The organism is Streptomyces sp. NPDC052109 (genome assembly GCF_040680195.1).
GTDB lineage: Bacteria > Actinomycetota > Actinomycetes > Streptomycetales > Streptomycetaceae > Streptomyces.
The window spans coordinates 674,308-697,417 of the sequence record NZ_JBFAWF010000001.1 but is presented as its reverse complement, the minus strand read 5'-3'; the positions used below and the strand labels follow the sequence as shown (position 1 = coordinate 697,417).

Sequence of the window (23,110 nt, the reverse complement as noted above, 5' to 3'; positions counted from 1 at the left end):
GCGGCGAGACCGGCGTCGAACGGCGTCAGGCGGCAGGTGTGCTGGAGCCATGCGGCGAGCTGGTACACGCCGCCGGAGCAGGCGAAGCAACTCATTTGCTTGAAGCCATACTTGGTCGTGAGCGTGCCGGTGCGGGCGGGCACGGGGCGGGCTCACCGAGGCAGGTGCCCGGCTGCCGCCGTACACGCGCGAGTCGCTGGAGCCGGAGGTGCGGATGCGCCGGGCGGTCCACGGCGACCGGACCCGCCCGCGGATCGGGGCGCAGGAGTCACCGGCCTCTCGTCGGGTGCCCGAACGGGCATTCACAGACGGCGAGTTGGGCCTCGTGGTCCCGTACGGCCACGGGGTCCGTGCGGTCCACGCGCACCCAATCGTGGGTCATGACCCTACGGTGCTCGTGGCGGCGCCGGCCGCCCCCCGTGCGGGCGAGGCCGAACGCGCCGTACGGACCCGACCCGGCCCGGCCCACCGCACAGGTCCACCACCGGAGGTGACGGAGGCGCAGCGCGCGTCCTGACGCGCGTCTCGCGACCCGAAAGGGCGCGGGGAACCGCGCCCGGACACAACGGACCCGCACCCACCGCCGACGGCGAAGAGCCCCACGGAGATGAGCCGGACACGGCCCTCAGTACGGCAGTACCCGCCCCGACGGCGTCCTGCGGTCGATCTCCCGGTCACGCGGGGCGGCGGGGCGTCGGCTGACGCGTACCCGGATGCGACGGTCCATGACGCCCTCCCTCTTCCGAAGTGGTTCGGCGATCGACGCCGGTAGGAGGTGGGTGCCCAAGACACGAGCCGTTCAAGCATGTACGGGTCAAGCAGTCAGCCGGATACCGCTGTCGGCGAACAGGGTGGCCGGGACGCTACCGCGGGGCGTAAAGGCCGAGGACGTGGTCGAGCCGGGCCAGCCACTCGCCGAGCCGGGCGGACCGCCGGGCGTTCAGCTCGCAGTCGTAGACACCGCCGTCCCACAGCCGTACGACCACCGTGAGGTGATGGCCGCGCCGGACGCGCCCGACGTGCGCGATCTCCGCCCACTCGAAGTCCGCGGCGGCGTCCGCCACTTCGAGAACGATCCCGGTGGCGTTCACGACGGCACGGGCGTCTCCGTCGGCGAGTTCGACCTCCGGGACGACGTACGGGACCGGCGGGCCGAACCCCGGGACGGCCTGCCGCGGGGGCGTGGCCGGGTAGGGCGGGAGCGGGGCCGGGACGGGCGCGGGCCGCGGCAGGGGGATCGGCTGCGGGGATGCGGTCAGGGTCGGGACGTACGGCGTCCGGGCCGGGGCCGGCCGCGGTGTCTCCTCGGTGAGCAGGTCCAGCAGTTCGGCGGCGGTCGGCCGGGCCGCCGGGTCCTTGGCCAGGCAGCGCGCGACCGGGCCGGCCAGCGGGGCGGGTACGGCGGCCAGGTTCGGCGGTTCGTGCACGGACCGGTACATCAGCCCCATCGGCGTGCCCTCGCCCCAGGCGCTGCCGCCCGCCGCCGCGACCAGCACCGCGCCCAGCGCGAACACGTCGGCGGCGCCGGTCACATCGTGGCCCAGGGCCTGCTCGGGCGCGAGGAAGCCGGGCGTGCCGAAGGCGGTGCCGGTGGCGGTGAGCCGGGTGGACTCGACGGCCCGGGCGATGCCGAAGTCGAGGACGCGCGGTCCGTCGGCGGCCATGATGATGTTGCCGGGCTTGAGATCGCGGTGCACCAGACCGCAGGAGTGGATGGACTCCAGCGCCTCGGCGAGCGCGGCGGCCAGCGCCCGTAGCCGCGGCTCGTCCATCGCGCCCTCGGTGGCGAGCCGCGCCGCGAGGGTCGGTCCGGGTATGTAGGCCGTGGCCAGCCACGGCGGGTCGCCGTCGAGGTCCGCGTCCACGACCGGCGCCGTGTGGAAGCCGCCGACCCGGCGGGCCGCCTCGACCTCGCTGCGGAACCGCTCGCGGAAGACCGGGTCGGCGGCCAGCTCCGTCTTGGCGACCTTCACGGCCACGGCCCGCCCGCCGCGCGTCCGCGCGAGATACACGGTGCCCATCCCGCCCTCGCCGAGCCGCCGCTCGACGAGGTATCCCCCGATGCGTTCCATGCGCACAGTATGGCGTTACCGGCGCCACCACAGGTCGCATCGTTTCTGCACCTGCGGCGCCTGGTGGGGCGGGTGGGACTCGAACCCACGGCCGACGGATTATGAGTCCGCTGCTCTAACCGGCTGAGCTACCGCCCCATAGCGGCGTGTCGCGTACATGTGTGCGCGCCTGCTGCCGCAGCATAGCCGCTCATACGATCTCCTGCTTCGGATGGTCGGCATCTGCGCTGCTCATGACCTTGAGGACAGCGGCCCGGGTGCGGCGGTTCCCGCGGGCATGAAAAAGGACCCCCAAGGGGTCCTCGTTCACTGCGCTCCCCCGACTGGACTCGAACCAGTAACCTGCCGGTTAACAGCCGGCTGCTCTGCCAATTGAGCTACGGAGGACCGAAGCTCCCCCGACTGGACTCGAACCAGTAACCTGCCGGTTAACAGCCGGCTGCTCTGCCAATTGAGCTACGGAGGATTGCCTCGATTGCATCGAACGTACCTACCTGGGTATTCGCCAGGGGGCGGGCGTTCGCTGCGACACATACATTAGCGCAAGCAGGGGGGTGCTCCGCCAATCGGTTCCCCTCGGCGCCCCGCGTCGCACCAGCAGACCCAGATAAGGGAAGGGTGGCAGCCATGCGCTACCGGCTCACGTTCGTCGCCGGACTGGCCCTCGGTTACGTGCTCGGCACGAGGGCCGGACGCGAGCGGTACGAGCAGCTGAAGAAGTCCGCTCAGCGGATCGCGCAGAACCCGGCCGTGCGCAACACTGCCGAGACCGCCGCCCAGCAGGGCCGCCAGTACGCCGGCAAGGCCTTCCACACGGTCGGCCACAAGGTCGGCGACCGGGTCCCCGAGACGGTTGCCCAGCGGGTGCGCTCCCTCCGGGAGCGGAACCTGAACGGCACGCCGGAGGACGACTGGGGCACGAGCAACACGTAGGGACACCCGCGCCCGGTCGCAGCCGTCCCCGCACCCCTTCGGTGCCCTCGGCCACCGCACTCGCAGGAATGCTGCAAAATTCAGGGCATGGGGATAGTCGCCGGCTTGGACAGCTCACCGGACTTCACACGCATCGTGGTCTGCGACACGGACACCGGTGCCGTACTACGGCAGGGATATGCCCCCCACCCGATGGAGGGCCGGCCCAGCGACGTGGACCCGCAGGCGTGGCTGCTGTCCCTCGGCGAGGCCGCGGGCGGGGGCCTGCTCGAGGGCGTCCAGGCCATCGGCGTGTCGGCCCAGCAGAACGCGCTGGTCCCGCTGGACGCGCAGGGCAACACCGTGCGCCCGGCGCTGGTCGGCGGCGACAAGCGGGCGCAGGTCGCGGCGGCGGATCTCGTCGACGCTCTCGGCGGCCGGGAGGCCTGGGCGCAGGCGGTCGGCTGTGTGCCGCAGGCCGCCCAGCCCGTCACCAAGCTGCGCTGGCTCGCGAAGAACGAGCCCGAGAACGCCCGCCGGACGGCCGTACTGCTCCAGGCGCACGACTGGCTGGTGTGGCAGCTGCTCGGGCGGCCGGTGAGGAGGACCACCGATCGCGGCGGGGCCTCCGGGACCGGCTACTGGTCGGCCGCGACCGGCGGCTACCGGCCCGACCTGGTCGAGCTGGCACTCGGCCACCAGGCGATGCTGCCCGAGGTGATCGGCCCCTCGGACGCGGCCGGTACGACCCCGGAGGGGCTGCTGATCTCCGCCGGGACCGGGGAGACCATGGCCGCCGCTTTCGGGCTCGGGATCGGACTGGGGGACGCGGTCGTGTCCCTCGGTGCCTCCGGGTCCGTGATGGCAGTGCATCCCGAGGCGCTCGCGGACCAGTCCGGGATGATCACCTCCCTCGCCGACGCCACCGGCATGCATCTGCCGGTCGTGACCACGCTCAACGCCGTACGGACCCTGCGCGGCACCGCCGAACTGCTCGGGCTGTCGGACCTGGAGAGCCTGTCCGAGCTGGCGATGAAGTCCACGCCGGGCTCCCACGGCCTGGTGCTGCTCCCCTACCTGGAGGGTGAACGGACGCCGCATCTGCCGCACACCGCCGGGACGATCGCCGGGCTGCGCCGCGAGTCGATGAAGCCCGAGCACCTGGCGCGGGCCGCGTTCGAGGGCATGCTGTGCGGGCTCGCCGACGCGCTGGACGTGCTGCGCGGCCGGGGCGTGGACGTGCGGCGGATCTTCCTGCTCGGCCCGGCCGCCGAGCTGCCCGCCGTGCAGGCCTCCGCGCCCTCGCTGTTCGGCGCGCAGGTCGTCGTACCGCAGCCCGCGGACTACGCGGCGATCGGCGCGGCGCGGCAGGCGGCCTGGGCGCTCGGCGTGTCGCAGGGCACCCTCGATCCGCGGAACCCGCCGGCCTGGCAGGGCGCGGCGGCCCAGGTCCTGGAGCCGGGCGACGAGCTGGCCGTCGGGCAGGCGGTACGGCAGCAGTTCGTGGCGGTGCGGGAACAGACCCATCCGGGGGCGTTCCGCTCTTAGCTCAAGTGGGCCGTCCGCCGGGTTAATCGGTTGAGGTAACGCGGGTGGAGTGTCCGACGATAGGGGCCAAGGGCACACCGACCAGCCCCCGTCGCCGACCCCGAGAGACCTAGCGTGCTCATACGACTTCTGCGGACCCATCTCGGTCCGTACAAGAAACCCATCGCCGTACTGGTGCTGCTGCAGTTCCTGCAGACCTGCGCCACTCTCTATCTGCCCACACTGAACGCGCACATCATCGACAACGGTGTCGTGAAGGGTGACACGGGTTACATCCTGTCCTTCGGCGCCCTGATGATCGGCATCTCGCTGGCCCAGGTCGTGTGCAACATCGGTGCCGTGTACTACGGGGCGCGGACCGCCTCCGCGCTCGGCCGGGACGTGCGCGCGGCCGTCTTCGACCGGGTGCAGTCCTTCTCGGCGCGTGAGGTGGGTCACTTCGGAGCGCCCTCGCTCATCACGCGTACGACGAACGACGTACAACAGGTCCAGATGCTGGTCCTGATGACGTTCACCCTGATGGTGTCGGCGCCCATCATGTGCGTGGGCGGCATCGTGCTGGCGCTCGGACTGGATGTTCCGCTGTCCGGGGTGCTGGTCGCGGTGGTTCCGGTGCTCGGCATCTCCGTGACGCTGATCGTGCGCCGGCTGCGGCCGCTGTTCCGGTCCATGCAGGTCCGCCTCGACACGGTGAACCGGGTGCTGCGCGAGCAGATCGCCGGCAACCGGGTGATCCGCGCCTTCGTCCGGGACGAGTACGAGATCGGCCGGTTCGGAAAGGCGAACGGCGACCTGACGGAGATGCAGCTGGCCACCGGTCGGATGCTCGCGCTGATGTTCCCGATCGTCATGACGGTCGTGAACGTGTCGTCGATCGCGGTGGTGTGGTTCGGCGCCCACCGCATCGACAGCGGCGGCATGCAGATCGGCGACCTGACCGCGTTCCTCGCCTATCTGATGCAGATCGTCATGTCCGTGATGATGGCCACCTTCATGTTCATGATGGTGCCGCGCGCGGAGGTGTGCGCCGAGCGCATCCAGGAGGTCCTCGGCACCGATTCGAGCGTGGTGCCGCCGGTGGCGCCCGTCAGCGAGCTGCGCGCCCACGGCCACCTGGAGATCCGGGGCGCGGGCTTCCGCTATCCGGGCGCCGAGGAGCCGGTGCTGAAGTCCATCGACCTGGTGGCCCGGCCGGGTGAGACGACCGCCGTGATCGGCTCCACCGGCAGCGGCAAGTCGACGCTGCTCGGGCTGGTCCCGCGGCTGTTCGACGCCACCGAGGGGCAAGTCCTCGTGAACGGCGTGGACGTCCAGGAGGTCGAACCGAAGCTGCTCGCGAACACGGTCGGACTCGTCCCGCAGAAGCCGTACCTGTTCGCCGGGACGGTCGCCACGAACCTGCGCTACGGCAATCCGGACGCCACCGACGAGGAACTGTGGCACGCGCTGGAGGTGGCGCAGGCCAAGGACTTCGTGAGCAAGCTGGAGGGCGGCCTGGACGCGCCGATCGCGCAGGGCGGCACCAACGTCTCCGGCGGCCAGCGCCAGCGCCTGGCCATCGCCCGCACCCTGGTCCAGCGCCCGGAGATCTACCTCTTCGACGACTCCTTCTCCGCGCTCGACTACGCCACCGACGCGGCCCTGCGCCGCGCGCTCTCCCGCGAGACCGCCGAGGCGACCGTCGTCATCGTCGCCCAGCGGGTGGCCACCATCCGGGACGCCGACCGGATCATCGTGCTGGACGAGGGCCGGGTCGTCGGCTCCGGCCGGCACCGGGAACTGATGGCGGACAACGAGACCTACCGGGAGATCGTGCTCTCCCAGCTGACGGAAGCGGAGGCTGCCTGATGGCCGGGCCCATGGGACGCATGATGAACGGGGCCGGTCCCGACCAGCGCTCGATGGACTTCAAGGGGTCGGGCAAGCGGCTCGTCTCCCAGTTCCGACCTGAACGGCTCACGATCTACGGCCTGCTGCTGTGCGTGGTCGTCAGCGTGACCCTGAACGTCATCGGCCCGAAGATCCTGGGCAGGGCCACGGACCTGGTCTTCGCCGGCATCATCGGCCGGAAGATGCCCGCCGGGGCGACCAAGGAGCAGGTCCTCGACCAGATGCGGGCCCACGGCCAGGGCACCGTCGCGGACATGCTCAAGAGCACCGACTTCACGCCCGGCAAGGGCATCGACTTCGACGCCGTCGGGAACGTCCTGCTGTTCGCGCTCGTCACGTTCCTGGTCGCCGGTCTGCTGATGGCGGTGGCTACCAGGCTGGTCAACCGGGCCGTGAACCGCACGATGTACCGGCTGCGGGGCGAGGTGCAGGCGAAGCTGTCGCGGCTGCCGCTGTCGTACTTCGACAAGCGGCAGCGCGGCGAGGTGCTCTCGCGCGCGACCAACGACATCGACAACATCGGCCAGACCCTGCAGCAGTCGATGGGCCAGCTGATCAACTCGGTGCTGAGCATCATCGGTGTGCTCGCGATGATGTTCTACGTGTCCTGGATCCTCGCGCTGGTCGCGCTGGTCACCGTGCCGCTGTCGTTCCTGGTGGCGACCCGGATCGGCAAGCGGTCGCAGCCGCACTTCGTGCAGCAGTGGCGCTCCACCGGCAAGCTGAACGCCCATGTCGAGGAGATGTACACCGGGCACACCCTGGTGAAGGTGTTCGGCCGGCAGGAGGAGTCGGCGAAGCAGTTCGCCGAGCAGAACGAGGCGCTGTACCAGGCGGCGTTCAGGGCGCAGTTCAACAGCGGTGTGATGCAGCCGCTGATGATGTTCGTGTCGAACCTCAACTACGTCCTGGTCGCGGTCGTCGGCGGTCTGCGCGTCGCGTCCGGCGCGCTCTCCATCGGTGACGTCCAGGCCTTCATCCAGTACTCGCGGCAGTTCTCGATGCCGCTGACGCAGGTCGCGTCGATGGCGAACCTGGTGCAGTCCGGTGTCGCCTCGGCCGAGCGGGTCTTCGAACTCCTGGACGCGGAGGAGCAGGAGGCGGACCCGGTGCCGGGCGAGCGGCCGGCCGAGCTGCGCGGCCGGGTGCGGCTGGAGCAGGTGTCCTTCCGGTACGACCCCGAGAAGCCGCTGATCGAGGACCTGTCGCTGACCGTCGAGCCGGGCCACACGGTGGCGATCGTCGGCCCGACCGGGGCGGGCAAGACCACACTGGTCAACCTGCTGATGCGGTTCTACGACGTCTCCGGCGGCCGGATCACCCTCGACGGCGTCGACATCCGGAGGATGAACCGGGACGAACTGCGCTCCGGGATCGGCATGGTGCTGCAGGACACCTGGCTGTTCGGCGGCACGATCGCGGAGAACATCGCCTACGGTGCCGCACGCGAGGTGACCCGGGGCGAGATCGAGGAGGCGGCACGGGCGGCCCACGCGGACCGGTTCATCCGTACGCTCCCCGACGGCTACGACACCGTGATCGACGACGAGGGCACCGGGGTCAGCGCGGGTGAGAAGCAGCTCGTCACCATCGCGCGGGCGTTCCTGTCCGACCCGACGATCCTGGTGCTGGACGAGGCGACGAGTTCGGTCGACACCCGGACCGAGGTGCTGATCCAGAAGGCGATGGCCAAACTGGCGGCGGGACGCACGTCGTTCGTGATCGCGCACCGGCTGTCGACGATCCGGGACGCCGACACGATTCTCGTGATGGAGAACGGCTCGATCGTGGAACAGGGCGCGCATGCCGAGCTGTTGGCCGCGGACGGCGCGTATGCCCGCCTCTACAAGGCCCAGTTCGCGCAGGCGGTGGCCGAGGTCGACTAGGCACGAGGGGGGCGCCGCCCGGCGCCCCCTTCAGTCCAGGTATCCCCTCAGCTGATCCGCGAAGGCATGGTCCCGGAGCTTGTTGAGGGTCTTGGACTCGATCTGCCGTATCCGCTCCCGGGTCACCCCGAACAGCCGGCCTATCTCCTCCAGCGTGCGCGGGCGGCCGTCGATGAGGCCGTAGCGGAGCTGGACGACCTTGCGCTCCCGCTCACCGAGGGTGGACAGGACGGCCTCCAGGTGCTCCCGCAGCAGCAGGAACGCCGCCGATTCCACGGGGCTCGCCGCGTCGCCGTCCTCGATCAGGTCGCCGAGCGCGACGTCGTCCTCCTCGCCGACCGGCGCGTGCAGTGACACCGGTTCCTGGGCCAGGCGCAGCACCTCGGAGACCCGCTCGGGCGGCAGCTCGAGGTAGGCGGCGACCTCTTCGGGCGTCGGCTCGTAGCCCCGCTCCTGGAGCATGCGCCGCTGCACCCGGACGACGCGGTTGATCAGTTCGACCACGTGGACCGGGACGCGGATGGTGCGGGCCTGGTCGGCCAGGGCCCGGGACATGGCCTGACGGATCCACCAGGTGGCGTACGTCGAGAACTTGTAGCCGCGGGCGTAGTCGAACTTCTCCACCGCCCGGATCAGGCCGAGGTTTCCCTCCTGGACCAGGTCGAGCATGGTCAGCCCGCGGCCGACGTACCTCTTCGCCACCGACACCACGAGCCGCAGATTGGCCTCGATCAGCCGGCGCTTGGCCATCCGCCCCATGACCACGAGCCGGTCCAGATCCAGGGCCAACTCACTGTCCAGGTCGGGGGTGTTGCCCAGCTTCTCCTCGGCGAACAGGCCGGCCTCGACGCGGCGGGCGAGTTCGACCTCCTCGGCGGCGGTCAGCAACGGGACACGGCCGATCTCGCGCAGGTACTGGCGGAACAGGTCGGCGGAGGGGCCGGCGGTGTCGGCTCGGGCGGCGACGGGTGTCTCGGCGGGCTCCAGTGGTTCAACGGCCTCCTCGGGCTCGTCCGTGAGCTCTTCCGCCGGCGGTTCCGCCGACTCGGCGGACGCCGCCTCCGGGTGCAGGGCGGCACGGCTCTGCGGGGGCACGGCCGCGAGGACGTCCGGCTCCGCGTCCGGCTCGTCCGCGGTGGTACCGGTGGCGCTGTCGGTCTGGGTGAGGGTCTGGGTCTGCACGGGGGCGACCTCCAGGATGATCGCTGCTGAAGGAGTGCGGCAGCGGTACTTCGGGGGCGGAGAGTCGACGGCCTGCGCTCCGAGGACTCGGGCACCGCCCCCAGTGTGGAGTACGACACATCCCCGCCACGAGGGGCTTGCGGTGACTTTTTGCGTCCGGTCCGTGACCGCGCGGTTATGCGGCTCGTCGGACTATGCGACTGGCAACTGCGGCCGCTGAGCTGCGTCGACTTGGGGCACAGGACGCAGCGGCGGGCCGACGTGCGGCTCATGCAGGCTGCGACAGACTCAGCCGGAGCACAGCAAGGTGCCCGAGGCGCACAGCAAGACGCTGGAGCAGCACGGCAGGCTGCGCGGCGCCCTGGTGACCGGGCAAGTGGCGATCACGGAGCACCTCGGCATCGCCGCGCCGCACCAGTCCCCCGGGGACCGGCCTCGCCGAGGCACCCCTACAGCGCCTCCGCTCCCCGCTCCCGCAACGCCTGGTCGTACTGCTGGAGCACCCACATCTCGTTCTGCACGGCGGCCAGCTGGGCGGGGTCGCCGCCGGTGGCGAGGCGGGTCATCTGGGACTGGATGTCACGGATGCGGCGTTCCACGGCGCGGCGGCGGATCTGTACGAGGACCGTGCCGGCGTACACCTCGTCGACCGTGCGGCGCAGGATCGGCTCGACGGCCAGCTCGGTGACCATCGCGCGCACCGTGTCGTCGGGCGCGGCCTCGCGGACCCGGACCAGATACTCCTGCGGGTCCGGGACGCCGTACTCGGCGCCGCCCGCCTCCGCGATCGCCTGGCGCACGGCCGCGTACGGCGGCGCGGTGAACTCGTCCAGGCCGTAGGCGTCGAAGGCCGGGGAGACCAGCTCCGGGCGCTGGAGGGCGAGTTTGAGCAGTTCGCGTTCGGCGGCGTAGACCGGGTTGCGCAGGGTCAGTGCCGGGCCGCCGTTCGCCGGGCGCGGTGCCGCCGCCCACTGCGGGTCGGCGCCGCGCTGCCGGTCCTGCTGCGGGGCCTTCCCGCCACGGTCCCGCGCCCAGCGGGCCAGTTGGGCCACGCGCCGGACGACGAACTGGGTGTCGAGGATGCCGAGCATGCCGGCCAGTTCGACGGCGACCTCGTGCTGGGCCCCGCTGTTCTTGATCCGGGCGACGACCGGCGCGGCCTCGTCGAGCGCGGCCGCACGCCCTGCCGGGGTGTCCAGGTCGTAGCGGCCGACGATCTGCCGCAGCGCGAACTCGAAGAGCGGGGTGCGGGGTTCGGCCAGGTCGGCGACCGCCTCGTCGCCCTTGGCCAGGCGGAGCTCGCAGGGGTCCATGCCGTCGGGCGCGATCGCGATGTAGGTCTCGGCGGCGAACTTCTGGTCGTCCTCGAAGGCGCGCAGGGCGGCCTTCTGCCCGGCCGCGTCACCGTCGAAGGTGAAGATCACGCGGGCCGAGCCGTTGTCCATCAGCAGCCGGCGGAGGATCTTGATGTGCTCCCCGCCGAAGGCCGTACCGCAGGTGGCGATGGCCGTCGTCACCCCGGCGAGGTGGCAGGCCATCACGTCGGTGTAGCCCTCGACCACGACCGCGCGGCTGGACTTGGCGATCTCCTTCTTCGCCAGGTCGATGCCGTACAGCACCTGGCTCTTCTTGTAGATCGCCGTGTCGGGGGTGTTCAGGTACTTCGGACCGTTGTCCGCCTCGTAGAGCTTTCTGGCGCCGAAGCCGACGACCTCGCCGCCGATGTCCCGGATCGGCCACATCAGGCGGCCCCGGAACCGGTCGATGGGGCCCCGGCGGCCCTCCTGGGACAGCCCGGAGAGGATCAGCTCCTTGTCGGTGAAGCCCTTGCCGCGCAGATGGCGGGTGAGGTGGTCCCAGCCCTGGGGGCTGTAGCCGACGCCGAAGTGGACGGCGGCGGCCTGGTCGAAACCGCGCTCGGCGAGGAAGACCCGGCCCGTCTCGGCCTCGGGGCTGGCGGCGAGCTGCTCGGCGTACCACTGCGCGGCGATCTTGTGCGCCTCGACCAGGCGGATGCGCTCGCCCCGCTGGTGGGCCGGGTTGTACCCGCCCTCCTCGTAGCGCAGCGTGATGCCGGCCTGGGCGGCCAGCCGCTCCACCGCCTCGGAGAAGGAGAGGTGGTCCACCTTCATCACGAAGGTGATGGTGTCGCCGCCCTCCTGGCAGCCGAAGCAGTGGAAGAGCCCCTTGCTCGGGCTGACCTGGAAGGACGGCGACTTCTCGTCGTGGAACGGGCACAGCCCCTTCAGGTTGCCGCCGCCCGCGTTGCGCAGCTGGAGGTACTCGGAGACCACGGCGTCGATCGGGACCGCGTCCCGTACCGCCTTCACGTCCTCGTCGTTGATCCGTCCTGCCACGAGGTGATTCTACGGGGCAGTGCCGACATCCCCGGCGGCGCCGACCGGCCCCCGGCCGGGGGTCCGGGGGGCCGGGGTCCGCCGGGAATCACAGCACGGGGGCGCCGGGCGGTCCCGGTCCTCAGGGCACGAGGCTGTCCAGGGGGACGTGCGGGTCGGCCAGGGCCTCGAGGTCCACCGGCGCGCCCGCACGGATCAGTTTCTGGATCTTGTCTGTGACATCCCACACATTCACGTTCATCCCGGCCAGCACGCGCCCCTCCTTCACCCAGAACGCGATGAACTCCCGCTTCCCGGCGTCGCCCCGGATCACCACCTGGTCGTACGACCCGGCCGGCGCCCATCCGCTGTACTCCATGCCCAGGTCGTACTGGTCGGTGAAGAAGTACGGCACACGGTCGTACACGACGTCCTGCCCGAGCATGGCGCGCGCGGCGGCCGGGCCGCCGTTCAGCGCGTTGGCCCAGTGCTCCACCCGGACCCTCGTCCCGAAGAGATCGAGCGGGACGGCCGCCACGTCGCCGGCCGCGTAGATGTCGGGGTCGGACGTGCGCAACCGCTCGTCCACCACCACACCGCCGCCCCGTGCCCGGTCGACCAGCTCCAATCCCGCCGCCTCGGCCAGGCCCGTGCGCGGCATCGCGCCGATCGCGGCGAGGACGTCGTGCGCCGGGTGCTCCTCGCCGTCGTCGGTGCGGACCGCGAGGACCATGCCGTCCTGGCCGACGATCTCGGTCAGCTCCCGCCCGAACTGGAAGCGGACGCCGTGCTCGCGGTGCAGCTCGGCGAAGACGTTGCCCAGCTCGGGGCCGAGGACGGTGTGCAGCGGCGTCGGCCCGTGCTCGATCACCGTGACCTCCGCGCCGTACTCGCGGGCGGCCGCCGCGACCTCCAGGCCGATCCAGCCGGCGCCCGCGATGACCAGGTGTCCGTTGTCCCGGCCGAGGGCCGTGAGGACGCCCTTGAGGCGCTCGGCGTGGGCGAGGCGGCGCAGGTGGTGCACGCCCGCCAGGTCGGTGCCCGGGATGTCCAGGCGGCGCGGCTCGGCGCCGGTGACGAGCAGCAGCTTGTCGTAGCGGACGAGGGTGCCGTCGTCGCCGTAGCGGACCGTCTTCGCCGTACGGTCGACGCGGTCGACGAACTGGCCGAGGTGCAGCTCGATGTCGTTCTGCGCGTACCAGGCCGGCTCGTGCACGAAGACGCTGTCGCGCTCCTTCTTGCCGAGCAGGTAGCCCTTGGACAGCGGCGGGCGTTCGTAGGGGTGGTCGCGCTCGTCACTGATCAGTATCACCCGGCCGGTGAAGCCCTCCGCCCGGAGCGTCTCGGCCGCCTTCGCGCCGGCGAGACCGCCTCCGACGATGACGAATGTCTGATCCGCGTCGACCACTTGATGCCTCCTCGTAAGGGTGCCGCCACATGCGAGCGTCCCGCACCGGGCGTGCTGCGGGAAGAGGGAGTGACCCGATCAGGCCAGGGCCGGTCATGTTCCGCTCACATATGCCCCGTCAGTCTCGCGTGCAGCGAGCGCGCGGAGGCGTCGGTGAGGGAGGCGATCTGGTCGACGATCACCCGCTTGCGTGCGTGGTCGTCGTCTGCCCCGTCGAACAGTGCCCGAAACTGTGGATCCAGCCCGTCCGGCGCCCGGGCGGTGAGCGCCTCCGCCAGCTCCGCCACGACGACCCGCTGGTCCGCGCGCAGCCGCTCCTGCTCGGCGCGCTGCATCACATACCGGTCCGCGACCGCCTTGAGCACCGCGCACTCCATGCGGGCCTCGCGGGGTACGACGAGTTCCGCCGCGTAGCGGGTGAGCCGGCCGGCGCCGTACGCGGCGCGCGTGGCGCCCTCGGCGGCCAGGCAGAACCGGCCGATGAGCTGGCTGGTGGCGTCCTTCAGCCGGGCCTGGGCGACCGCCGTGCCGTCGTAGCCGTGCGGCCACCACTCCTCGTCCTGGAGCCGGTCGAGGGCGGCGGCCAGCTCGGCCGGGTCGGTGTCCGCGGGCACGTACCGGCCGACGGCGACCTCGAACACCGCCTGCCGCTCGGGCTCGGCGTGCAGGCAGTTGGGGTCGATGTGGCCGGCGTGCAGGCCGTCCTCGACGTCGTGCACCGAGTACGCCACGTCGTCCGACCAGTCCATGACCTGGGCCTCGAAGCAGGTGCGGGTGCCGGGGGCGTGCGCTCTGACCCAGTCGAACACGGGGCGGTCGTCCTCGTACACACCGAACTTCCGCGACGCCGGGTCGCTGGGGTGGGCGCCCCGGGGCCAGGGGTACTTGGTGGCGGCGTCGAGAGTGGCGCGGGTGAGGTTGAGCCCGACGGAGCGTTCCTCGGTGAACCGTTTGGGTTCGATGCGCGTGAGGAGTCTCAGCGACTGGGCGTTGCCCTCGAAGCCGCCGCAGTCGTCCGCGAAGGCGTTCAGCGCCTGTTCGCCGTTGTGGCCGAAGGGCGGATGGCCGAGGTCGTGGGCCAGGCAGGCGGCTTCCACCAGGTCGGGGTCACAGCCGAGGGCCGCGCCGAGCTCCCGGCCCACCTGGGCGCACTCCAGGGAGTGGGTCAGGCGTGTCCGCGGGCTGGCGTCCCACGCCTGGCTGCGGGTTCCCGGGGTGACGACCTGGGTCTTGCCGGCCAGGCGTCGCAGGGCGGCGGAGTGGAGGATGCGGGCGCGGTCGCGCTGGAAGGCGGTGCGGCCGGGGCGTTTGTCGGGCTCGGGGGCCCAACGCTCCGCTGAGGTCGGGCCGTAGGTTCCGTCGGGTGTGCCTTCCATGGTTCGACAGTAAGCGTCGGCAGTGACAAAAGGGGGTTGGCGGTGCGTCCGGTTCCCCGCGCCCCCAGGTGTGCTGTTCGGACAGACTGGTGACGCGGCCGGCCGGGTGGTGGCCGCCGACGCCTAGGCAGCCTCGGTCGACCGTGTGGCGAGGCTCTCGTCGTACCGGTGCAGGATCAGGCGGGCCATGGCCGGGTGGGCACCCAGGGGGGCCGACGCCCACCACGGTGCCGCCTGCGCGCACTGCGTCGCGAAACGCCCCGGTGCCGTGAAGTACGACGCGACGGCCACCCTGTGCCGGCCCCTCGCCGCCAGTGCCCGTACCGCCGCCGGGACCGTAGGACTCGCCGCCGAGGCGTACGCCGGGACGACCGGGACGCCCAGACGGTCCGCCAGGAGGCGGGCCGTGCGGCGGGTGTCGGTGGTCGAGTCGGGGTCGCGGGATCCCGCGGCCGCCAGGACGACCGCGGTCGAACGGCGGGTGCCCGCATCCACGCCGGCGGGCCAGCCGGCCTCGACCAGCCGGTCGTAGAGGGCCTCCACCAGCAGCGGGTGCGGGCCGAGCGGGGCGGCCAGGCGGGTGGGGGGCGGGGCGGCGGCGGCCATCTCGGGGAGGTCCTGCCCGACGTGGTAGCCGCGGGAGAGGAGCAGCGGGACCAGGACGGCGAGGGTGTCGCCGAGGGCGGCGAGGGTGTCCGGGAGGAGGGGCTCGTTCAGCTCGATGTGGCCCAGGTGGACGGGGAGGCCCGGGCGCAGCTCGCGCACCCTGTCCCGCAGGGCTCGTACGGTGTCCAGGGCGCGCGGGTCGCGGCTGCCGTGGGCGACCAGGACGAGGGCGGGGCGGGCCGGGCGGCGGTGGCCGAGCGGGGAGACCAGCCGGAGCTGGCCGGCGAGCTCGTGGCTGATGCTGTTCATGAGGTGCGCCGTGCTGTCGAGGTGGATGTCGGACTCGGAGCGGGGTGGGTGCGACGCCGTCATGGAAGGATCCTGGCGGGGGCGCGTTGCGCTGCCGTTGCCGGGTCGTCACGAGCGTTTTCCGCTGCTTCACGTCGTACAGTCGCGCGATGTGAGGCGAACCGGATCGGTGCCGGTGGCGTCCTCCATGGTCGACAACAGATCCGTGGGGGGCGTATGAAGATCCGTCGACCGCGGCTGCCGCGCACCCGCAAGGGGCAGCGGCGGCTGCTGCAGGCCGTGATGGCCGCATGTGTGCTGGCGCTGCTGCCGGCGACCTGGTTGTTCGTGTCCACGGCGGACCGGCTGCGCACCGCGGCGGACGCACCACGGGCGCAGGTGGCCGTGGTGTTCGGGGCCGGGCTGTGGAACGGGGAGCCCTCGCCGTATCTCGCGCACCGGCTGGACGCGGCGGCCGAGCTGTACCGGGCGGGACGGGTCGAGGTCGTCCTGGTCACGGGGGACAACAGCCGCAGGGACTACGACGAGCCCGACGCCATGCGCGCCTATCTGAAGAAGCACGGGGTGCCGGACAAGCGGATCGTCAGCGACTACGCGGGGTTCGACACCTGGGACTCCTGTGTGCGGGCCAGGAGGATCTTCGGTGTGGACCGGGCCGTGCTGATCAGCCAGGGTTTCCACATCCGGCGGGCGGTGGCGCTGTGCGAGGCGGCGGGGGTGGACTCGTACGGGGTCGGGGTCGACGCCAAGCACGACGTGACCTGGTACTACGGCGGTACGCGGGAGGTGTTCGCGGCGGGCAAGGCGGTGCTGGACGCGGTGTTCCGTCCGGATCCGACGTTCCTCGGGCCGAAGGAGCCGGGCGTGGCGCGGGCGCTGGCCGCCGGGCGGTGACCGGCGGCCCACGGCGGTTCCCTCACGGCGGCCGGAGCGGCACGGGGAGGGCGCCGTGCCGGGCGTGTAACCGCAGGCGGTCGGAGCCGTAACACGCCCGGCGCACGCTGGCGGCATGCAGAGGATCGCCGCGACGCCCACCCACTGCCCGTACTGCGCCCTGCAGTGCGGGATGAACGTCACGCCCCGGGCGGAGGGGGGCGTCGAGGTCTCCGAGCGGGCGGACTTCCCGGTGAACCGGGGCATGCTGTGCGGCAAGGGCCGTACGGCGGCCGAGGTGCTCTCGCCCGCGGTGCGGCTGACCTCGCCGCTGGTGCGGTCCGGGGGCCGGCTGGTCGAGGCGAGCTGGGCGCACGCGCTGGGTCTGGTCGCCGAGCGGCTCGGCTGGACGCGCGAGCGGTACGGCGCCGACGCGCTGGGCGTGTTCGGCGGGGGCGGCCTGACGAACGAGAAGGCGTACGCGCTCGGGAAGTTCGCCCGGGTGGTGCTCGGGACCTCGCAGATCGACTACAACGGCCGGTTCTGCATGTCGTCGGCCGCGGCGGCCGGGACGAAGGCCTTCGGGCTCGACCGGGGGCTGCCGTTCCCGCTGGAGGACATACCGAGGACGGGGTGCGTGATCCTCGTCGGCTCCAATCTCGCCGAGACCATGCCGCCGTCCCTGCGGTTCTTCCGCGAACTGCGCGAGAACGGCGGCACGTTGATCGTGGTCGACCCGCGCCGGACGAGGACGGCCGAGCATGCGGACCTGCACCTGGCTCCCCGGCCCGGCACCGATCTCGCCCTCGCCCTGGGCCTGTTGCACCTGGTGGTGGCCGAGGGACGGACGGACGAGGAGTACATCCGGGAGCGGACGACGGGCTGGGAGGAGGCACGGGCGGCGGCGATGGCGCACTGGCCGGAGTACGTGGAGCGGATCACGGGGGTGTCCGTTCCCCGACTCCGGGAGACCGTACGGCTGTTCTGCGCACCGGAGTCGGCGATGGTACTCACCGCGCGCGGGCCGGAACAGCAGTCCAAGGGTACGGACACGGTGGGCGCGTGGATCAACCTGTGCCTGGCGACCGGCCGGGCGGGCCGCCCAATGTCCGGGTACGGCTGTCTGACCGGGCAGGGCAACGGGCAGGGCGGACGCGAACACGGCCAGAAGGCCGACCAGTTGCCCGGCTACCGCAGGCTGGACGACCCGGAGGCGCGGCGGCACGTGGCCGCGGTGTGGGGCGTGGACCCGGACGGCCTGCCCGGGCCGGGACGCAGCGCCTACGAGCTCCTCGACGCCCTCGGCACGGACGTGAGGGCGCTGCTGCTGATGGGCTCCAACCCGGTGGTGTCGGCGCCGCGCGCGGCCCATGTCGAGGAGCGGCTGCGCTCGCTGGACTTCCTCGCGGTGGCCGACGTCGTGCTCTCCGAGACGGCTGAGCTGGCGGACGTCGTCCTGCCGGTCACCCAGTGGGCGGAGGAGACGGGCACCACGACCAGCCTGGAGGGCAGGGTACTGCTGCGCGGCCGGGCGGTCGCCCCGCCGCCCGGTGTGCGCAGCGACCTGTACGTGCTGCACGAGCTGGCAGCCAGGCTGGGGGTGGAGAAGGGCTTCCCGACGGACCCCGAGGAGGTCTTCGAGGAACTGCGCCGGGCGAGCGCGGGCGGACCAGCCGACTACTCGGGCATCACCTACCGCCGCCTGGCCGAGGAGAACGGCGTGTTCTGGCCCTGCCCGTCACCCGAGGCCGAGCGCGCCGACGGCGGAGCCGGGCGGGCTGCCCGGGGGAAGGGCGGAATCGGCGCGGACGCGGTCGGCCGTCCGGCCGGAACCGCCGTCACCGCAACCGCGGGCGGCCGAGACACGGCCGGAACCGACAACACCGACACACACGGCCACCCGCCGACCGAACCCCCCACTACCGCGACCGCCGACAGCCCAGCCACAGCCGGAACCGACCACACGAACACGCACGGCCGTCCGGCGGCCGGATCCGCCGTCACCGCGAGCGCCGACAGCCGCGCGACGGCCGGGACCGACGACGGTGAGGGCGTGCTGTCCGGCGCCCGGGGCGGTGGGCCGGTCCAGGTCGCCGCGCCGCCTCCTCGCCTCCTGCCCCCGGTCCACCCCGGGACCCCCCGCCTCTTCCTCGACCGTTTCGCCACAGCGGACGGCCGGGCCCGGTTCGTCGCCGTGACGCACCGGGCGACAGCGGAGGAGCCGGACGACGAGTATCCACTCCTGCTGACCACCGGCCGGGTGGTGTCGCAGTACCAGTCGGGGGCGCAGACACGGCGGGTCCCGGAGCTGAACGCGGCCGCTCCCGGCCCCTTCGTGGAACTGCACCCTCGCCTCGCGGCCCGGATCGGCGCGGCCGAGGGCGATCCGGTCAGCGTGGTCTCCCGGCGCGGCCGTGCCGTGGCCCCTGCCCGCATCACCCCGGCCATCCGTCCCGACACCGTCTTCATGCCCTTCCACTGGCCGGGCGAGGGCCGCGCCAACACGCTCACCAATCCGGCGCTCGACCCGACGTCCAGGATGCCGGAGTTCAAGTCGTGCGCGGTGCGGGTCGAGGTCCTAGGGCCACCGGAGTAGCGCGGACCGGTCCGAAGGCCCCCGCGGGAAGCGGCCGGGGCGCGTAGGTTCGACGCATGTCCGACTTCGAGCACTTCGGCCTCGACGCCTATCTGGACCGCATCGGCTGGAAGGGCGGCCGGCGGGCCGACCTGGAGACGCTGCGGGGTGTGCATCTGGCGCACGCGCTGTCGCTGCCCTTCGAGAACCTGGACGCCGTGTCCGGCCGGGCCCCCTCGCTCGCCCCGGCCGATCTGATGGCCAAGATGATCCACGGCCGGCGCGGCGGTTACTGTTACGAGCACAACACGCTGCTCAGGCTGGCGCTGCGGGCGCTGGGGTTCGGGGTGACTGCGCTGGCCGGGCGGGTGGTGCTGGGCGCCGAGACGCCCGAGAGCCGGCCGCGCACCCACGCGATGCTGCGGGTCTCGGTGCCCGGCGAGCCGCGGACGTATCTCGCGGACGTCGGCTTCGGCGCCGAGGGCGCGCTGCTGGTACCGGTGCCGCTGGTCACGGGCGAGGAGTCCGAGGGCGCGGGACGCCGCCACCGACTGGTGCCGCTGCCGCACGAAGGACCGCTGGAGCTGTGGGAGTTGCAGGCATACGACGGCCGGGGGCGGGAGTGGGTCGGTCAGTACGCCTTCACTCTCGAGCCGTTCGCCGCGCCGGACTTCGAGGTGTTCAACTGGTACGTCGGCACCAGCCCGCGTTCGCCCTTCACCCGTCGCCCCTATCTGCAGCGGACGACCGCCGGGCGCCATCTCTCCCTGGACGGCGCCCGGTTGACCGAGTCCCGGGCCGACGGCACGGTGACCGAGCGCAAGCTGACGGACGAAGACCAGGCGCGGCGCGTGGTGGCGGAGGAGTTCGGGATCGTCGTGCCCGAGGGGCTGCGGCTGCTCGGCTGACTCAGCGCCGGGACAGCCAGTCGCCGCCCTCGATGGGGGTGCCGGTGGCGCGCAGGCCGGCGGCGACCCGGGGGGCGGCCAGATAGACCCAGGCCCGCACGGAGGTGCCGTCGGTGGTGCGTACGACGTCCCGGGCGACGCGTTCGTAGAGGTTGCGCCGGTCGCCCGGTGCGTACTCCTCCAGCCGGTCCAGGGCGGCGAGCAGGGTGTCGTACGTCTCCGGCCGGGCGGTGACCAGTTCGCCCCGGACCTCGCCGCCCGGCCGCTCGACGGCATAGGGGTAGCCGGGGCCGTCGTAGAGCGCCGCGCCGGGCAGCCGGGCCGGTTCCTCCGCCGCGGTGCGGCCGTGCAGGAAGAGGTCGTGGTTGGCCTCGCCGGGGCGGAGGGTGCCGTAGACGAAGAAGGGCAGCGGGGTCCCCGGTTCCGAAGTGATCACGGAAACGATTCTGTACCCCCTTCGGCTCCTCACACATCTCCATGGAGGGCCTATGGACATGACATGTCATGGCCCCTTAAATCTCTGAGGACATCAGCGCCGTCCCCACGCCTAGCCGGGCGCTTCCCCGAGGAGACAGATGAGCCGGATACGCCAGCACGTCCGAGGATCCCGTCGTCTCACCACCACCGCCGGCGTCGCCGTCACCACCGCGACCCTGCTGACCATGGCCCTCTCCCCCGCCGCCCACGCCGACCCGAGACCGACCCGGGCCACCGCGGTCCAGAACGCCGCGTCGGCGCTCCTGGCCCACGCCACCAGCCTGGGCCTCACCTCCGCCGAGCACACCAGCGTCCGCGACGTGATCGTGGACAAGGACGGCACCCAGCACGTCCGCTACGACCGCACATACCACGGACTGCCCGTGCTGGGCGGCGACTTCGTGGTCCACCTGGCCCCCGACGGCGCCTACCGCAGCGCCGACCGGGCGACCCGCGGCACGGTCTCCCTCACCTCGATCCTCCCGAAGATCGCCGCCACCAAGGCCGCCGACCTCGCCGTGAACGCCCTGCGCGCGGTCAACCTCGGCAACACGCTGAAGCAGGTCAAGGCCAAGCCCGAGCTGATCGTCGACGCCCTGCACGGCGCCCCGAGGCTCGCCTGGCGCACCAACGCCGTCGGTCTGGACTCGCTCGGCAACCCGGTCGCCCGGACCGTGCTGACCGACGCCCGCACCGGCCACCAGATCGACGCCTGGGACAGCATCGAGACCGCCGCCGGCGACGGCAAGTCCCTCTACAGCGGGACGGTGCCGCTGGAGACGACGCAGTCGGGATCGTCGTACCAGCTCAAGGACCCCACGCGGGGCAACACCTACACCGGTGACGCCGAGGGCAAGACGGACCTGTGCTTCTTCGGCATCTGCTTCAGCCGGGCGCCCGCGGACCTGTTCACCGACGCCGACAACCACTGGGGCACCGGCACCACCTCCGACCGCGCCTCGGCCGCCGTCGACGCCCAGTACGGCACGAACACGACCTGGGACTACTACAAGAACGTCCAGGGCCGCAACGGCATCGGCGGCGACGGCAAGGGCTCCTACAACCGCGTCCACTACGGCAGCAACTACGACAACGCCTTCTGGGACGACAGTTGCTTCTGCATGACCTACGGCGACGGTGACGGGACCACCTTCGGCCCGCTGGTCGCCCTCGACGTCGCCGGGCACGAGATGACCCACGGCGTCACCTCCAAGACGGCCGCGCTGACCTACTCGGGCGAGTCCGGCGGGCTCAACGAGGCCACCTCGGACATCCTCGGCACGATGGTGGAGTGGTACGCCGACAACCCCTCCGACCCCGGTGACTACCTCATCGGCGAGAAGATCGTGAAGCCCGGCTTCGGCCACACCGCGCTGCGCTACATGGACAAGCCGTCGAAGGACGGCAACTCGGCGGACTACTGGAGCAGTTCGGTCGGCAACCTCGACGTCCACTACTCCTCCGGAGTCGCCAACCACTTCGCCTATCTGCTGGCGGAGGGCAGCGGCCCGAAGACCATCAACGGCGTCAGCTACGACTCCCCCACGTACAACGGCTCGACGGTCACCGGGATCGGCCGGGACAAGGTCGGCAAGATCTGGTACCGGGCACTGACGGTCTACATGACCTCCTCGACGAACTACTCCGGGGCCCGCACGGCGACGCTGAACGCCGCCAAGGACCTGTACGGCGCGGGCAGCACCGAGTACAGCGCGGTGGCGGCGGCCTGGAGCGCCGTGAACGTGAACTGACGCGCCGTCGAGCCAACCACCAGCGGCCGCCACGATCGACGCATCGGGGCGGCCGCTGCGCACACCCGCTCCGGCCGGATGCCACGGCCCACTCGGCGCACGAGCCGGCGGGCCCCTCCGTGAGCGGCTCGCCGCAGCGCCGCCTTCGAGGGCCACGACACGGTCGCCGTCGAGGGCTACCGTCACTCGTTCAACGGTGGCCGTCGCTCCATTCGTGTTCTCTTCGCACAGTCGGCATGTACGGCGGTCCGCACGCCCCGTGACCTGCCGGAACTCCGCGACGGCTAGGCCGAGTGGGTGCCGGCCCCGACACCCGTTCACCGCATTCCTGACGACCTGTCAGAGAGCGGGCCCCGGCGAATGCCCTTTACCTCGGTAGTGCAGGGGACACACCCGTCGGACAAGCTGTGGGGAGCACCACCATGCGACGCATCGCCCGTCTGCTGGCCGGTACCGCGCTCGCCGTGGCGGCCGCGGTACCCGCCTGGGCCGGCACCGGCAGCCTCGACGTGTACCCCTCCACCGCGGCTCCCGGCGGCCAGGTCACGGTGAACACCGCCGCGTGCGGCGACAAGGGCTCGGCCACCGGGGACGCGGGTGCGGTCGGCGCCGGCACCTTCACGCTGGCGCCCAGTGCGCACGAGGGCGAGGCGATCGGCCAGTTCCAGGTGCCGGAGAGCGCGCAGCCGGGGACGTACGAGATCGTCGCCAAGTGCGCCGAGGGCAACCGGCAGGTGACGGGCGACCTGGTGATCGCATTGACCGCGGCGCACGAGCAGGTGCAGCCGCGAGGAAGCATGAGGACGGGGGTCGGCGGCGCACTCGGCACCGACCCCGTACAGACCGCGGCGGGTGTGACGGCGCTGGCCATCGCCGCCGCGGGCGGTACCTGGCTCCTGCATCGCCGGGCGAGAGGCGACGGGATCTGACGGACACCCTCCGCTGTCCGTCCGCCGGTACCGCACATCCCGCCCCCTCCGGGCCCGATGCCCCTCGTGGCC

Annotated in this window: 15 protein-coding genes, 3 tRNA genes and 1 pseudogene; 9 read left to right on the top strand and 10 right to left on the bottom strand. The window is 72.0% G+C overall.

Annotated features, from left to right (window positions below; translation table 11 throughout):
- Nucleotides 1–863: 863 nt before the first annotated feature.
- The 4 genes from AB0L59_RS03145 to AB0L59_RS03130 all read right to left on the bottom strand — a co-directional run bounded on the left by AB0L59_RS03145 (nucleotide 864) and on the right by AB0L59_RS03130 (nucleotide 2,538).
- Complete coding sequence (locus AB0L59_RS03145) at nucleotides 864–2,072, bottom strand: serine/threonine-protein kinase (protein WP_365578588.1); 1,209 nt, start codon at nucleotides 2,070–2,072, stop codon at nucleotides 864–866.
- Between the two features lie 61 nt (nucleotides 2,073–2,133).
- Nucleotides 2,134–2,210, bottom strand: a tRNA-Ile gene (locus AB0L59_RS03140).
- Nucleotides 2,211–2,386: 176 nt separating this feature from the next.
- A tRNA-Asn gene (locus AB0L59_RS03135) sits at nucleotides 2,387–2,459 on the bottom strand.
- A 6-nt stretch (nucleotides 2,460–2,465) separates the two neighbouring features.
- A tRNA-Asn gene (locus AB0L59_RS03130) sits at nucleotides 2,466–2,538 on the bottom strand.
- Nucleotides 2,539–2,699: 161 nt separating this feature from the next.
- Here AB0L59_RS03130 and AB0L59_RS03125 point away from each other — a divergent pair.
- From AB0L59_RS03125 to AB0L59_RS03110, 4 genes are all read left to right on the top strand, one after another.
- A complete protein-coding gene (locus AB0L59_RS03125; RefSeq protein ID WP_365578586.1) occupies nucleotides 2,700–3,005 on the top strand; it encodes a YtxH domain-containing protein in 306 nt (101 codons plus the stop codon).
- Nucleotides 3,006–3,092: 87 nt separating this feature from the next.
- Complete coding sequence (locus AB0L59_RS03120) at nucleotides 3,093–4,532, top strand: FGGY family carbohydrate kinase (protein ID WP_365578584.1); 1,440 nt, start codon at nucleotides 3,093–3,095, stop codon at nucleotides 4,530–4,532.
- A 114-nt stretch (nucleotides 4,533–4,646) separates the two neighbouring features.
- Nucleotides 4,647–6,380 (top strand): ABC transporter ATP-binding protein, encoded by a 1,734-nt coding sequence (locus AB0L59_RS03115; protein ID WP_365578582.1) that lies wholly within the window; start codon nucleotides 4,647–4,649, stop codon nucleotides 6,378–6,380.
- The gene (locus AB0L59_RS03110) at nucleotides 6,380–8,308 is read left to right on the top strand and encodes an ABC transporter ATP-binding protein (RefSeq protein ID WP_365578580.1); all 1,929 of its coding nucleotides are present in this window, start codon (nucleotides 6,380–6,382) and stop codon (nucleotides 8,306–8,308) included. Before AB0L59_RS03115 ends, AB0L59_RS03110 begins: the two co-directional genes overlap by 1 nt.
- 30 nt (nucleotides 8,309–8,338) lie before the next feature.
- Here the strand turns inward: AB0L59_RS03110 and AB0L59_RS03105 are convergent.
- The 5 genes and pseudogenes from AB0L59_RS03105 to AB0L59_RS03085 form a co-directional block, all read right to left on the bottom strand.
- A pseudogene (locus tag AB0L59_RS03105) lies at nucleotides 8,339–9,611 on the bottom strand (RNA polymerase sigma factor).
- A 328-nt stretch (nucleotides 9,612–9,939) separates the two neighbouring features.
- Nucleotides 9,940–11,847 (bottom strand): DNA primase, encoded by a 1,908-nt coding sequence (dnaG, locus tag AB0L59_RS03100; protein ID WP_365578578.1) that lies wholly within the window; start codon nucleotides 11,845–11,847, stop codon nucleotides 9,940–9,942.
- Between the two features lie 121 nt (nucleotides 11,848–11,968).
- On the bottom strand, nucleotides 11,969–13,234 hold the full coding sequence (locus tag AB0L59_RS03095; RefSeq protein ID WP_365578576.1) for an FAD-dependent oxidoreductase: 1,266 nt from the start codon (nucleotides 13,232–13,234) through the stop codon (nucleotides 11,969–11,971).
- A 104-nt stretch (nucleotides 13,235–13,338) separates the two neighbouring features.
- Nucleotides 13,339–14,610, bottom strand: coding sequence for a deoxyguanosinetriphosphate triphosphohydrolase (locus AB0L59_RS03090; RefSeq protein ID WP_365578574.1), 1,272 nt, complete (start codon nucleotides 14,608–14,610; stop codon nucleotides 13,339–13,341).
- Nucleotides 14,611–14,733: 123 nt separating this feature from the next.
- Nucleotides 14,734–15,588 carry a sirohydrochlorin chelatase gene (locus tag AB0L59_RS03085; RefSeq protein WP_365578572.1) on the bottom strand — a complete coding sequence of 285 codons (855 nt, stop codon included), beginning with the start codon at nucleotides 15,586–15,588 and terminating at the stop codon, nucleotides 14,734–14,736.
- Nucleotides 15,589–15,741: 153 nt separating this feature from the next.
- Between AB0L59_RS03085 and AB0L59_RS03080 the strand changes: the two genes are divergently transcribed.
- The 3 genes from AB0L59_RS03080 to AB0L59_RS03070 all read left to right on the top strand — a co-directional run bounded on the left by AB0L59_RS03080 (nucleotide 15,742) and on the right by AB0L59_RS03070 (nucleotide 19,881).
- A complete protein-coding gene (locus tag AB0L59_RS03080) occupies nucleotides 15,742–16,419 on the top strand; it encodes an ElyC/SanA/YdcF family protein (protein WP_365578570.1) in 678 nt (225 codons plus the stop codon).
- Between the two features lie 115 nt (nucleotides 16,420–16,534).
- The gene (locus AB0L59_RS03075) at nucleotides 16,535–18,994 is read left to right on the top strand and encodes a molybdopterin oxidoreductase family protein (RefSeq protein WP_365578568.1); all 2,460 of its coding nucleotides are present in this window, start codon (nucleotides 16,535–16,537) and stop codon (nucleotides 18,992–18,994) included.
- Between the two features lie 56 nt (nucleotides 18,995–19,050).
- Entirely contained in the window at nucleotides 19,051–19,881 is an 831-nt protein-coding gene (locus AB0L59_RS03070; protein ID WP_365578566.1) for an arylamine N-acetyltransferase, read from the top strand.
- Nucleotide 19,882: 1 nt separating this feature from the next.
- Here AB0L59_RS03070 and AB0L59_RS03065 read toward each other — a convergent pair whose 3' ends face one another.
- Nucleotides 19,883–20,314 (bottom strand): gamma-glutamylcyclotransferase family protein, encoded by a 432-nt coding sequence (locus AB0L59_RS03065; RefSeq protein WP_365579489.1) that lies wholly within the window; start codon nucleotides 20,312–20,314, stop codon nucleotides 19,883–19,885.
- Nucleotides 20,315–20,456: 142 nt separating this feature from the next.
- On the opposite strand from AB0L59_RS03065, the gene AB0L59_RS03060 reads away from it, so the two are divergent.
- The gene (locus AB0L59_RS03060; RefSeq protein WP_365578564.1) at nucleotides 20,457–22,109 is read left to right on the top strand and encodes a M4 family metallopeptidase; all 1,653 of its coding nucleotides are present in this window, start codon (nucleotides 20,457–20,459) and stop codon (nucleotides 22,107–22,109) included.
- Nucleotides 22,110–22,531: 422 nt separating this feature from the next.
- A complete protein-coding gene (locus AB0L59_RS03055) occupies nucleotides 22,532–23,038 on the top strand; it encodes a hypothetical protein (protein ID WP_365578562.1) in 507 nt (168 codons plus the stop codon).
- Nucleotides 23,039–23,110 lie beyond the last annotated feature (72 nt).